Annotated in this window: 10 protein-coding genes and 3 tRNA genes; 5 read left to right on the forward strand and 8 right to left on the reverse strand. The window is 58.9% G+C overall.

The genetic code is table 11. The features are described from left to right. The first annotated feature begins 52 nt into the window (after positions 1 to 52). Together D3791_RS14890 and D3791_RS14895 are read left to right on the forward strand one after the other, a co-directional pair. Complete coding sequence (locus tag D3791_RS14890) at positions 53 to 493, forward strand: DUF6153 family protein (RefSeq protein WP_022876243.1); 441 nt, start codon at positions 53 to 55, stop codon at positions 491 to 493. A gap of 92 nt (positions 494 to 585) precedes the next feature. Next, positions 586 to 1,200, forward strand: coding sequence for a DUF305 domain-containing protein (locus tag D3791_RS14895; RefSeq protein WP_172512655.1), 615 nt, complete (start codon positions 586 to 588; stop codon positions 1,198 to 1,200). A gap of 91 nt (positions 1,201 to 1,291) precedes the next feature. Here D3791_RS14895 and D3791_RS14900 read toward each other — a convergent pair whose 3' ends face one another. The 8 genes from D3791_RS14900 to D3791_RS14935 all read right to left on the reverse strand — a co-directional run bounded on the left by D3791_RS14900 (position 1,292) and on the right by D3791_RS14935 (position 12,041). Further along, complete coding sequence (locus D3791_RS14900; protein ID WP_172512656.1) at positions 1,292 to 1,714, reverse strand: DoxX family protein; 423 nt, start codon at positions 1,712 to 1,714, stop codon at positions 1,292 to 1,294. Beyond that, entirely contained in the window at positions 1,707 to 2,126 is a 420-nt protein-coding gene (locus D3791_RS14905) for an organic hydroperoxide resistance protein (RefSeq protein ID WP_022876240.1), read from the reverse strand. The genes D3791_RS14900 and D3791_RS14905 overlap by 8 nt, the downstream gene beginning before the upstream one ends. A 12-nt stretch (positions 2,127 to 2,138) precedes the next feature. Further along, entirely contained in the window at positions 2,139 to 2,612 is a 474-nt protein-coding gene (locus tag D3791_RS14910) for a MarR family winged helix-turn-helix transcriptional regulator (protein ID WP_022876239.1), read from the reverse strand. A gap of 162 nt (positions 2,613 to 2,774) precedes the next feature. After that, complete coding sequence (locus tag D3791_RS14915; protein WP_172512657.1) at positions 2,775 to 6,104, reverse strand: efflux RND transporter permease subunit; 3,330 nt, start codon at positions 6,102 to 6,104, stop codon at positions 2,775 to 2,777. 198 nt (positions 6,105 to 6,302) lie between these two features. After that, positions 6,303 to 7,334 carry an L-glyceraldehyde 3-phosphate reductase gene (gene mgrA / locus D3791_RS14920; RefSeq protein WP_172512658.1) on the reverse strand — a complete coding sequence of 344 codons (1,032 nt, stop codon included), beginning with the start codon at positions 7,332 to 7,334 and terminating at the stop codon, positions 6,303 to 6,305. 209 nt (positions 7,335 to 7,543) lie between these two features. After that, positions 7,544 to 9,034 (reverse strand): malate:quinone oxidoreductase, encoded by a 1,491-nt coding sequence (locus D3791_RS14925; protein WP_172512659.1) that lies wholly within the window; start codon positions 9,032 to 9,034, stop codon positions 7,544 to 7,546. 78 nt (positions 9,035 to 9,112) lie between these two features. Further along, positions 9,113 to 10,957, reverse strand: a complete 1,845-nt coding sequence (locus tag D3791_RS14930) for an ABC transporter substrate-binding protein (RefSeq protein ID WP_172512660.1) — start codon at positions 10,955 to 10,957, stop codon at positions 9,113 to 9,115. A 151-nt stretch (positions 10,958 to 11,108) separates the two neighbouring features. Continuing rightward, positions 11,109 to 12,041 carry a 2-hydroxyacid dehydrogenase gene (locus D3791_RS14935; protein ID WP_172512661.1) on the reverse strand — a complete coding sequence of 311 codons (933 nt, stop codon included), beginning with the start codon at positions 12,039 to 12,041 and terminating at the stop codon, positions 11,109 to 11,111. A gap of 174 nt (positions 12,042 to 12,215) precedes the next feature. On the opposite strand from D3791_RS14935, the gene D3791_RS14940 reads away from it, so the two are divergent. From D3791_RS14940 to D3791_RS14950, 3 genes are all read left to right on the forward strand, one after another. Next, positions 12,216 to 12,291 (forward strand) — tRNA-Lys (locus D3791_RS14940). 45 nt (positions 12,292 to 12,336) lie between these two features. Continuing rightward, positions 12,337 to 12,412: transfer RNA gene (locus tag D3791_RS14945), tRNA-Lys, on the forward strand. 390 nt (positions 12,413 to 12,802) lie between these two features. Next, a tRNA-Lys gene (locus tag D3791_RS14950) sits at positions 12,803 to 12,875 on the forward strand. Positions 12,876 to 12,933 lie beyond the last annotated feature (58 nt).

A 12,933-nucleotide genomic window follows, 5' to 3' on the forward strand; every position in this document is an offset into this window, starting at 1 on the left:
CTCGCGCTACTCGTGTGCATGTGTTCGACAGGGATTCGATAGAGTGGTGATCATGGCAGGGGATCGCAGCGCAAAGTATCAGGACCAGACGGCGAAGCCAGTTTTGGGTCTGATGCAGCTGTCGCTGCTGATTGGCGCGGTCTTTGCTGGGTTGCTGTCGATGCATGTATTCATGGCCCCAACCATGGAGCCAGCTCCATCGATGAGCGCACCTGAATCAGTGATGGTCACACATGATGCGCTTGATCATGAGCAGACGGCGCCGGCTGGAAGTCATGAAGACGGTGAGTGCGCCAATTGCCCAATGGAACACCAAATGTCTGCTGTCGGGTGCATCTTGGCACTGCTGGCAATGTTGCTATTTTTGCGCCCCCCAGGATTGAACTCACTCGGGGAAAAACCGGAACACTGGACCAGGGTCCTCGTGTGCAGCCAGATGGACATTGCATATTTGAAGCCGGATTTGACCGCTTTGGGGATCTGCCGAACGTGACGAGCCGGCAACGCCGTTGAGGCTTGCCGCCCTCATTTTTGTGCCACCAGTTAGGTGGCATACGAATTATTCACGTGACGTAGGAGAACCCCATGAAGAACAAGTCCTTATGCTTCAGCGCCCTGGCGCTGGGCGCCGTGATCGCGCTGAGCTCATGCGCGGCGGATCAGGGCCAGCAAGCTGGAACCTCATCGAAGTCCCATGGGACCGAACACCAAATGACAGCTCCGTCGGAGTCCGCATCCGGTGCGGCCAACGAGGTGGACATGGATTTCGCCAGTGGGATGAAAGCCCATCATGAGCAGGCGCTGTCGATGTCCTCGGACCTCTTGGGCAAAAACCAGATTCCCGCGGAAGTCCGAAAACTGGCGGAACAGATCAAATCTGCGCAAGCCCCGGAGATCGAGCTCATGGAGAGCTGGCTTGCTCAATGGGGTATGCCCCAGACCATGGATCACCAGTCCATGGATCACGGGGAGGGAATGATTTCCCCGGAGGACATCGCCTTGCTTGAGAAAGCTGATGGCCCTGAAGCTGCCAAGCTGTTCCTCGAACAGATGATTCGGCATCATGAAGGGGCGGTGCAGATGGCCAAGACAGAAATTGCTGATGGCTCCTATCCGGAGGCCATCAAGTTGTCCCAGGGCATCGTTGAATCGCAGAATCAGGAGATCCAGCAGATGAAGGATCTCTTGAATGCGCTGTAGATTCCTTGGCGGAATAACGGCAATTGAATAGGCCGGTGGGCCGAACACCATTCGGTGCTCGGCCCACCGGCCTATCCGTGCGTTCAGCTGGCTAGTTCTTGGCCCGCAACTGAGCCCGGTCGCGCCATGCTCCAGTGCCCCAGAGGGCAAGTGCGATGAGTACTGGCTGGAAGAACAATCGGGCAAGCCGCTTGTCGTCGGTGTCGAGTCCAAACGCGTCCCGGTGATCAAGCAGTTGGGCGATATTGCCGGGGAAGACCGCGACAAAGAAGAGTGCTGCGATCCAACCGACGTGCACTCGCTTCTTCAGCAAGGTCAGCAGCGAGACACCTAGCCCGACCTCGGCCACACCCGAAAGGATCACGACCAGATCTGGATCCAGCGGGAGACTCTGTGGCACCTGGGCTTGGAATTCTTCGCGTGCGAAACTCAGGTGGCTGATTCCGGCGTAGGCCAGGAATGCGCCCAATGCCAGTCGTGCTGCATGCCTTGGCTTGCTGAGCTGATTAGTCATCGGAAACGGTGACGGTCACGTCGATGTTGCCACGGGTGGCATTCGAGTATGGGCAGACGGCGTGGGCTGCGTCAGCTAGCTCCTGGGCTGCGTCGTGGTCCATGCCTGGAATGACGACTTCGAGTTCTACCGAGAGCTTGTAGCCTTCGCCTTCGCGGTGCAGGCTGACGCGTCCTCCGACGCTGGAGTCCTCGACCTTGATCTTGCGGGCGCGGGCCACGGTGTTCAGTGCCGAGTGGAAGCAGGCCGAGTAGCCGGCGGCAAAGAGCTGTTCCGGGTTGGTGCCGATACCGCTGCCACCCAATTCCTTAGGGGCGGTGAGGACCAGATCAAGACGTCCGTCGGGAGTCTGGGCGCGGCCTTCGCGACCCTGGCCGGTGGACAGTGCTTCTGCGGTGTACAAGGTTTCCATTGTTCTGCCTTTCTAAGGGTGGACGTTCATTGGGGCCGTTGGGATTTGGCGGTCCGCTAGCGGGAGAGTCTGCATCGTTTCGGTGATCAGATGCAGTGAATTGACCAGCGCTTTGGCGCTTTCGATATCAGGCAGTCCCGTGCCGCAGGCGATCTGTTCTGGGATATGTGCCAAGTCGTTGCGCAGCTCGGTTCCCTGCTGGGTGAGGACCACATTCACTACCCGGGTGTCGGATTCGCTGCGTTGCCGCTGGATGTAGTCTTTGCTTTCCAAGCGTCGCAGCAGCGGGGAGAGCGTCCCGGAATCGAGTTGGAGCATGTCGCCGATTTCCCGCACTGGCTTTGAGCCTTCATTCCATAGCACGACCAGCACCAGGTACTGGGTATAGGTTAACTGCCAGGGCGCCAAAAGCTCCGCATAGGCCCTGTTAGTTGCCCGGCTTGCCGAGTACAGGGAGAAGCACACCATCTCATCAACTATCGCCATGAGTCAATCATTGCACGCAATTCAATTGTGCACAACTTAAAATTGCGGTGATCTAGTTCACCGGTAATCTCGCTTGGGTTCCGCGTGGGGGAGAACTGTTCCCGGACAGGCAAATCGGGGCGGAAACCCTGCCTGGGTTTCCGCCCCGATTGAGCATGTCGATCAGGATTCTTCGGAAGAATCCTTCGTCGACTTATTGATCATCTCTTCAATCGCGCGCCGCTCCTTGCGCGTGGTGGGAATCTGGCCGGTCAGCGGGTGGACCACCTGCGCGCCCGACTCGCCGTTCGATGACGGTTCCGGCGGCGTCGATTCCTGAGCTTTGGGCGCATCGCTCTTGGGTGCGGTGATCTTGGCACTGGCCGAATCCATGGCCAGGGCCAGATCTGCCGCGTCGGTGTCGCGCTGGGCCGTGTGCTTGCGGTTGGCGCGGCGTTGGGCGCGCTTCTCCTTGCGCGACTCGACCATGCGGTAGAGCACCGGAACCAGGATCAGGGTCAGCAGGGTCGAGGAGACCAAGCCGCCAATCACCACAACAGCCAGAGGCTGCGAAATGAACCCGGACTGGCCGGTGAGTCCCAGGCCCATCGGGACCAACGCGAAGATCGTCGCGAGCGCCGTCATCAGAATCGGGCGCAAACGCTGGCGGGCACCCTGCATGATCGCATCATCCAGGCTCATGGCCTCGCGCTCTGGCGTGGCCACACGATACTGGTTGATCAAGTCGATGAGCACAATCGCGTTGGTCACCACGATGCCCACCAGCATCAGCATGCCGATCAGCGATGGCAAGCCCAGCGGGATGCCCGAGATCAACAGCAGGCCGATGGCGCCGGTGGCGGCAAATGGAATCGAGACCAGGAGGACCAGCGGCTGGATCAGCGACTTGAAGGTTGCCACCATGATCACGTAGACGATGGCAATGGCAGCCAGCAGCGCCAGGTAGAGCTGGTTGAAGGAGTCGGCCTGTTCGGTGGCGGCGCCACCGACTTCGGCGCTTGCGCCCTCGGGGAGCTCAACCGACTCAAGGGTCTTGGTCACCTCAGAGGAGACCTTGCCCAGCATGTTCTCTTCCGGCGTCAGCGTCACCGTGGCGATCCGCTCGCCATTGGAGGTCGTGACCTGCTGAACCACGTTGGCGCGGTCGACCTTGGCCAAATCCTGCAGTTCCTGGACGCCGGCAGCCGTTGGAATCTTCAGCTCGCGCAGCTTCTGCAGGCTATCGAGCTTCAGCCCTTCACCGATCTGAACCGTCAGATCCGTGTAGTCCAGGCGCAACGTGCCCGCCGGAACAGGGGAGACCTGGCCGGCAACCATCCCGGCCAACTGCGATTCGGTCAAACCGGCCGCGGCAGCCTTGTCCGCATCGATATCGATGGAGACCTGTTCGCGTTCTGCTGAGAGGTTATCGGTGATCCCGGTGATGTGCGCGGTGTCGTTCAAAGACTCGCGCATCTTCTGTGTGGCATCGCGCAGGATCGCTTCATCGGGAGCCTTGATCTCCACGGTGACATCGCTGGAAGTCATGGCCGAGGAGTTCGAGCCGAAGGTGACGGTCATGTCCTTTGACAGATCCAGGCCCTGCACCTGCTCGCGCACCGTATTAGTCAGCTCTTCCTGATCCACATCAGGGTTGGTGATGGCGGTGAAGCTGGCGGTATCCGAGCCCGAGGCGAACATGGCCGCCATGCCGCTGGCAGTGCCTACCGTCATCTGCACGTCCTCGACACCGTCGATATCGCGCAGCTTCGTCTCGATCTTGCCCGCTTCGGCCACGGTAGTGTCCAAGGCGGTGCCCGAAGGCATCTTCGCTGTCACGGTGATCGAGTTCTCGCCGGTGGAACCCAGCAGGTTGGTATTGAGCAGCGGAGTCATCGCCACCGTGCCGGCAAGGATGAGCACCGAGGCGAGCAGGGTGATCACCGGATGTTTCTGGGTGGACTTGAGCACCGGAAGGTAGGCGCGCTGCATCCAGGACTTGTCCTCGGCAACGTGGACCGTTCGCGCCTTGTCGCTGCCCGGGCGGTGCGGAAGGAACCAGTAGGCAAGCACCGGAACGATGGTGAGCGAAACCAGCAGGGACGCGAGCAGGGCGATGGTCATGGTCAACGCGAACGGGCTGAACAGCTCGCCGGCCATGCCGCCCACCATGGCGATGGGCAGGAAGACCGCGACGGTGGTCAGGGTCGCGGCGGTAATAGCTCCGGCGACCTCCCGCACTGCCAGCAGGATGGATTGCGCCTTGGACTCGCCGAAGGCCAGGTGCCGCTTGATGTTCTCGATGACCACGATCGAGTCATCGACCACGCGTCCGATGGAGATGGTCAAGGCCCCGAGGGTCAGCATGTTCAACGTGTAGCCGAAGACATTCATGCCGATGAAGGTGGCCATCAGGGAGAGTGGGATCGAAATGGCGGTGACCAGCGTGGAGCGCACCGAGAAGAGGAAGACCAGGATGATGATGACCGCGAAGCCCAATCCGAGCGCGCCTTCGACCGCCAGGTGGCTGATCGAGTCCTCGATGAATGGTGCCTGGTCGAAGATCGTGGTCATGGTGGCCTTATGGCCCAATTCGGATTCCAGATCGGCAACCATGGCAGCCACGGCATGCGAGATGGCAACGGTATCGCCATCGGGAGTCTTGGTGACCGAGATGGACAGCGTTTCATCGCCGTTGGTGCGGGTGACGCTGGTGGCTTCATCGGCCTTGACCGAGACGTCGGCGACATCCTTGAGCAGCGCCGGGCCATTGTCGGTGACCAGCGGGATGTCCTTGATGGCGTCGAGGTTATCCGGTGTGGATCCGGCGATCACCGGGAGCTCAAGGCCGTCCACGTCCATATTGCCCACCGGGATCGGCGAACCGGCATTTTCGATGCCGTCCTTCAGATCATTCACGCTCAACCCGGCGCGGGTCATCTCGGCGTTCTTCGGAATCACCGCAATGTGCTGGGAGGCACCGCCGGAGACCGAGGCTTCGCGCACGCCGTCAATCTTCTGCAGCTTGGGCAGTGCAATGCGTTCGACATCGTCGTTGAGCGCGTCAAGGGATTCATCCGAAGAAACCGCCAGCATCAGCACCGGAAGATCAGCGATCGAGCCGGCAAGGGCGGTGGGCTCGACATCTTCAGGCAGCTGCTGTTTTGCGTTGGAGATGGCGCGCTCGACCTGTGAACGGGCGCGATCCATGTCGGTCCCGTATTCGAAGGACAGCGCGATGCGCGTGAAGCCCGCCTGCGAGGTGGCGCTGGAGGAGTCGAGTCCTTCCACCGCTTGCAAGGCGGTTTCCAGCGGGGCGGCGACCTGTTCGTCGATTACCTCGGGGCTGGCTCCGGCCTGCGTGGCCATGACCGAGATCTGCGGGAACTCCAATGACGGGATCAGTTCCTGTTTCAGTGACCCCATGGAAATCACGCCGAAGACGGCGGCGAAGATGGTCACCAGCGCGATCAGCGCGCGATTCTTCAATGACAGGATGGCCAAGCGATGCATGCGGTTGTAGTCCTAGCTAAGTCGCAGTACGGGAGTGGGCTTGGTATTAAGTCTATGTGGTTGTTAAAGCGCAACTGTCCGTTCTGGCGGCATATCGGCAAAGATCATCCGAGAGGAGTATGAAGATGGCAAACCCCTTGAGCGCGGTGGCGCTCAAGGGGTTTGAAGGACGCGGGGTGATGTGTCGCCCAGCGGCAATTATGATTGGACGTTGCCTCCGGGTTCGGCTGCGAATCCATCGATCGCGGCCAGTTCCTCCGCGGAGAATTCCAGGTTGTCCACGGCTGCCAACGAGTCTTCCAGCTGCTTCACGCTTGAAGCGCCCACCAGTGCGGAGGTCACCGGGGTGCCCACCTTTTGGTCGCGCAGCAACCAGGAGATCGCCATTTGCGCCAAGGACTGTCCGCGCTGCGTTGCGATGTCGTTCAGTCCACGGATGCGATCAAGGATCGGCTCGGTAATCGAGGATTCCGACAGGAAGCGGCCCTTGGTCGCCCGGGAATTTTCCGGGATGCCGTTCAGGTAGCGGTTGGTGAGCAAGCCCTGGGCAAGCGGCGAGAACGCAATCGATCCGGCGCCCGCTTGTTCCAGAGCCTGGAAGAGATTTGGCTCGTCAGCTTCGGTCCACCGGTTGAACATGGAGTAGCTAGGCTGGTGGATCAGCAGCGGCGTACCCAGCTCCTTGAGGATCCGGGCGGCTTCAAGAGTCTGCTCGGGGGAGTAGGAAGAAATGCCGGCGTACAGGGCTCGTCCGGAGCGCACCGCTTGGTCCAGCGCGCCCATGGTCTCTTCCAGCGGGGTGTCCGGGTCCGGGCGGTGGCTGTAGAAGATGTCGACGTAGTCCAGGCCCATGCGCTCCAGCGACTGGTCGAGGCTGGAAAGCAGGTATTTGCGCGAGCCGCCATCGCCGTACGGGCCGGGCCACATTCGGTGTCCGGCCTTGGATGAGATGACCAGTTCATCGCGGTATGGCTTGAAGTCCTGGGCAAGGTGGCGGCCGAAGTTGGTTTCCGCGGTGCCATCCGGAGGGCCATAGTTGTTGGCCAGATCGAAGTGCGTGACGCCGAGGTCGAAGGCGCGGCGCAGGATCGCGTTCTGTTCGTCGAAGCGTTTGTCATCGCCGAAGTTATGCCACAGTCCTAGTGAAATGACGGGGAGCTTGAGGCCGCTTCGTCCAACGCGGCGGTATGGCATGGATTCGTAGCGGTTCGCAGCTGCGGAGTAAGTCATGAATACCTTTCAGCAATGTGCCTGGCGCGGTCTGTGCCGGACAGCATTTTTGAGAATACCGGTAAAAGTGACCTGGGACTCTTTTATCGTGCAGTGAGTCGCGGGCATTCCGTCGAAACACTTCCGGCGTGCCAGTACGCTGCTCTGTGCGGACGGTTAACGGCCAAGAGCCGCCCACCAAATGGTGGACGGCTCGTGGTCGCGGGGGACTAGGCCAATCCCAGAGTCTTATCGGTTGCTGCCTTGACCTCAGCGTAGAGCGCTGGGTTTTCGTTCAGCTTCTGGCCGTAGGAAGGAATCATGTCCTTCAGCTTCGACTCCCAGCCTGCGAACTGCTTGGGGAAGCAGCGCGAGAGCAGGCCGACCATGATCGGGGTGGCGGTCGAAGCGCCTGGCGAAGCGCCGAGCAGACCGGAGATCGAGCCATCAGAAGAAGTGATGACCTCGGTTCCGAACTGAAGCACACCGCCCTTCTTGGCGTCCTTCTTGATGACCTGTACACGCTGGCCGGCGGTGATCAGTTCCCACTGGGAACCGTCGGCACCTGGGAAGTATTCGGTTAGTGCCTCATCCTTCTTGGCGCGGGACTTGAGAACTTCCTTGATCAGGTAAGTAGTCAGGTCCAAGTTGTCCTTGCCCACTGCGAGCATTGGGATCAGGTTGTGCGGACGCAGCGAGAGTGGCAGGTCCAGCTGGCCGGTGGACTTCAGGAAGTTCATCGAGAAGCCGGCGTATGGGCCGAACATCAGTGAACGCTTGCCGTCAACAAAGCGGGTATCCAGGTGTGGAACCGACATTGGCGGAGCGCCGACCGAAGCCTGGCCGTAGACCTTGGCGTTGTGCTGGTTGACAATGGTTTCATCGGTGCAGCGCAGGAACTGGCCGGAGACCGGGAAACCGCCGAAGCCCTTGATTTCCTCGATGCCAGACTTCTGCAGCAGTGGCAGCGCACCGCCGCCGGCGCCTACGAAGACGAACTTTGCCTTGACGTTCTTGACCGAGCCGGAAGCCTTGTCCTTGACCGTCAGTTCCCAGCCGGCACCGGAGCGCTTGAGGTTCTGCACCTTGTGGCCGTAGTTCACCGATGCACCAGCGGCGCTCAGCGAGTTGGTAAGATCCGAGGTGAGGCGACCGAAGTCGACGTCCGTACCGGAAGTTACGCGCGAAGCAGCGACCTTCTGGGATGCGTCGCGACCCTGGGCAACCAGTGGAGTCCACTCGTTGATGGTGTCGAGGTCGTTGGTGATTTCCAGTTCCTCGAACAGCGTGTTGGGCTTCAGCGCCTCGTAACGGGTCTGCAGGTACTTGGAGTGATCATCGCCGATAACAAACGACATGTGGGGAAGCGGATTGATGAAGCTGTTGTCAGCAACGCGTTTGTTGTCCACTGCCCAGGAGAAGAACTGGCGGGACATCTGGAACTGCTCATTGATCCCAATAGCCTTGGCCGGATCAACCGAACCGTCAGCAGCGGCTGCGGTGTAGTTCAACTCGCACAGGGCGGAGTGGCCGGTACCTGCGTTGTTCCAAGGGGAGGAAGACTCCAGCCCTGCCTTGTCCAGGTTCTCAAAAAGACCAATAGACCAGGTTGGTTCCAGCTGGTTGATCATAGTGCCCAGGGTGGCACTCATGATGCCGGCACCGATTAGTACTACGTCAAAAGATTCGGTTGACGTTTCAGAAGGCACGAGGATCTCCATCGACAGTGATACTTTGCTCTATCCCAGAGTAGACCTAACCACCCTTGGGTTAGAAATCCTTAACTCGGTTAACGGTCATTAACTTGAGATGGACGGTGAATTCGTCATCCGGACGTCGGCGAAGCATTCGTTGAGCATCGGGGACGGCGGATAGAAGGTGACATTTCCGTTAAATGCCAGCGCAGAGATCGGAAAGACCAATGGCAGCAGGGGCAGATCCTCGTCCAGTGTTTTCAGGATGCTCGCGTAGGCTGCAGTGCGTTCTTCGCCTGATGGGATCGAACGAGCCAGCATGATTTGTGAGTCAAGTAACGCGGACTTGTAGCCGAACTCATTCTCTTTATTGGCCAAGATGCCTGAAAGGAAGTCATCGGCCGACCGGTAGCCGCCGGAGAAGCCAAGCAGGTGCAGGCCGTTGAACTTGTTGGACTGAACGGTTTTGACGTAGCCATCGGTCCAGGCGATAGGTCTCGGCTTGATCCGGATCCCCACCTGGGCGAGGTCTTCGGCGATTTGCGCGAAGGTCCGTTCGGGTAGTGGCAGGTAATTGCGGGAGACGCGCAGAGGGTACGCGAATTCGATTTCCTCTCCCTTGTATCCGATCTTTTCCAGCAGTTCCTTTGCTTTGACCGAATCATGGGTCGCGGTGTCATCCGGGTTTGGAATACTCAATGCCGAAGGCAGAATCGTCGCGGCGTATTTGGAACCCTGGATAAATAGCTTGTCAGTAAGGGAGCTGCGGTTGATCCCGTGGGCGATGGCCTGACGGAATTCTGGCTGGGCGAGCCACTTGTTGCGCTGGTCCATGCCGAGGTAGAGCACGGAGAACGGATCACGCTGCACCACAACCTTGGCGTTGCGCACCAAGGTGCGCATGGTGTCGACAGACACCATGTCAAAGCCGTCGATTTCATCTGCCAGCAGTGCGCCTTCCCGGTTATATGGAGAAGGAATCGCGGAAATCAGCACCACTTCAGGATGCTGCTTGTTGTCGGCGAGGCGCTTCTGATCCCAATAGTCGGCAAAGATCTCCAGCCGGACAACATCGTTGTCCAGGGAAATGAACTTGAACGGTCCAGTGCCCATCGGCTTGGTAGTCAATGATTCCGCTGGGTTGTCCTTGGGGCCACCGGTCAGGGCGCTCGGCGCGGCGATTGCCATGCCCGGAAGCGTCAGGGCTTCAATAAGGCCCGGCAACCGGCGACGCAGGTTCAGCGTGACAACATATGTGTCCGTTGCCCTGACGGACCTGAAATGGCTGGCGGAGCCACCTTCGGACTTGCCCTCGAAGAGATCAGTGGTGAACTGCTTCTGCAGATCAGCTAGCTGCTGGATCCGCTGCTGCTCCACACTGAGCTCTTCAGGGGTGGCGTCCTGTTTTTCCTTGGCCGACAGCTCGAGATCCTTGGCCTTCGGCAAGGTGGGGATGTTGCTGTTGTAGTGGAAGACGTCGAAGAAACCTTGCGTTGACTGCTCGCTGAGGGTCTTGGAGAGCGATTCCCAACGCTTGAAGTTGGCAACGACTGCCTGCGCATTGAGTTCGGTGCCATCGTGGAATTTGACGCCCTGGCGCAGGGTGAAGGTGTAGGTCAGTCCGTCGTTGCTTTCGGCCCAGGATTCAGCCAGCCCGGCGACGGCGCCACCGGTATCAGGATCGATGTCAATCAGCGTCTCGTAGACCTGGCGGGTCACGCGGAATGACTCATTGTCCGCCACGATGGCTGGATCCAACTTGATCGGGGGAGCAGAAGCGGCCAGCCGCAAGGTGCGTGGGGTGGTCTTGGCTGAAGCCGATGCTGATGCTGTAGAAGATGCCTGGGATTCAGGGTTGCCAGTGCAGGCGGCTAAGGCCAGCGCGGTTGTCGCTAGAGTACCGGTCAGCACTGCGCGTCGAGATACGAAACTTAGTGGCAAATCGGGCACAGGGATGGCTCATCTTCCTTATAGCAAGCAGTTTTCAATTCCGCGCACCACCGGAATCGGTGGCAGCGTAACGGTATTTATCAAAGATAGCGCACCAAAGTGCTGGCCCCGGGAGCTGAAACTCCCGGGACCAGCAGTTGTCATCGAATCGTTAGCTGCGGTGCACGAGATTCTCGCCGGTTTCACCGGCTGACCAAGCGGCGACCTGACGCTGCAGCAACTTGACCATGCGCGGGAAGAAGGCCGCGGTGTTGCCGCCATTATGCGGAATGATCAGTGCATTCGGGCATTTCCATAGAGGGTGGTCCTGTGTCAGGGGCTCTGGATCGAATACATCCGAAGCGACATTAAGGCGTCCCGAAGCGACTTCAGCCACAAGTGCATCAGTGTCGACTACCGGGCCACGTGCCACGTTGACGACGGTGGCGCCGTCTGGGAGCTTGGCCAGCAGCGGTGCGTCAACCAGATGATGGGTGGAATCGTTGAGCGGAACAATCAGTATCAATACGTCGATTTTCGGCGCGTGGGCGGGCAGATCACTGGTTGCGAAGACCTGTCCGTACTCATCGGTGCGAGCGGCAGAGCCATAGCGCAGGAGATTGACCTCGAATGGCTCCAGCCGCTTACGGATTTCATGACCAATGCCGCCAACTCCGACCAGCCCCACAGTTCGATCTGCAAGCCCGGGCCACTGTCGCGGATTCCAGTGGTCCTCCTGCTGATCTCGGACCGCTTGAGGGAAACCGCGCAGTGAGGCGATGGCCAGGCCGATGGCCATCTCCGCCGTTGATGCGGCGTGGACGCCGGCTGCGGTGTTGATATCGGCGCGATCTCCGATAAGTTCGACCATGCCGTCATATCCGGTGGTCTGGGTCTGGACGACTTTCAGGTTTTCCGCCTTGCGGATGGAGCGCAAGGTATCGGCAGTCGCCATATAGGGCATCACGGCGATTTCGATGTCGTCCAGCGGTACCTGCGGGTCGTTGTTCAAGTCCCACAGCACCGGTTTGAGGTTCTCGGGAAAAGCCCCGACCGCGTCAATGAGGTCTTGGCTCGGAAAAGAAATAGTTCGTTGGGCGCTCATGGATTCACTCTACAAACGCAGTCAAGAGTTTAGAAGTAACCCCTAGTCATATCCTGTAATGAAGGTCACCGCGGATCCGGGCCCATCGAATTTGCGCTGGGGAATAAAGCTGGTAAAGTTTTATCTCGTTGCGAAAGCGCGGAGCTCGAAAAAGCTTCTAGAACATCGCAGCGGGCGCCTCTAGCTCAATTGGCAGAGCAAATGACTCTTAATCATTAGGTTCCGGGTTCAAGTCCCGGGGGGCGCACCAACATATTCCTCGAATTTTCGCTGGGTGTGTTCAAAAAAAGAATATGCGCCTCTAGCTCAATTGGCAGAGCAAATGACTCTTAATCATTAGGTTCCGGGTTCAAGTCCCGGGGGGCGCACCAAAATCAAGGTTCGAATAGCCTCCATTTATGGTAGCGATTCGGACCTTGCTTCATTTCTGCCCCGTGGCCATTTCCGGCATCGCGGGGCCATGGCGGCAGCCGCTGGGGGAATCCGCCTCCACTGCTCATTGCGACGTGCCAATTGGCAGGATTCGAAGCGTGCAGCCCGGGGCGATTCCCTTTAGGTTCTCAGGCCCAGGGCCGAATTGAAAAATATTCTATGTGTCGTGGATTACTTAATGCTGCAATAGAAGGCCTTAAGTGCCATCTGACCTGTTGGTTTCCGGTTTTCTCGGGGAGTGGTCGCGATTTTTGATTTCGACCTGTTTCTGCTTATGATTATCTACGTTGCAACGACGGTTAGTGAAAACGAACTAGTCAGAGCGATATGCGCCTCTAGCTCAATTGGCAGAGCAAATGACTCTTAATCATTAGGTTCCGGGTTCAAGTCCCGGGGGGCGCACAGTTGATCCGATCTGAAGCCTTCAGATCGGATTTTTTGCATACCGCGATGAGAAGAG

The organism is Glutamicibacter mishrai (assembly GCF_012221945.1).
Lineage (GTDB): Bacteria > Actinomycetota > Actinomycetes > Actinomycetales > Micrococcaceae > Glutamicibacter > Glutamicibacter mishrai.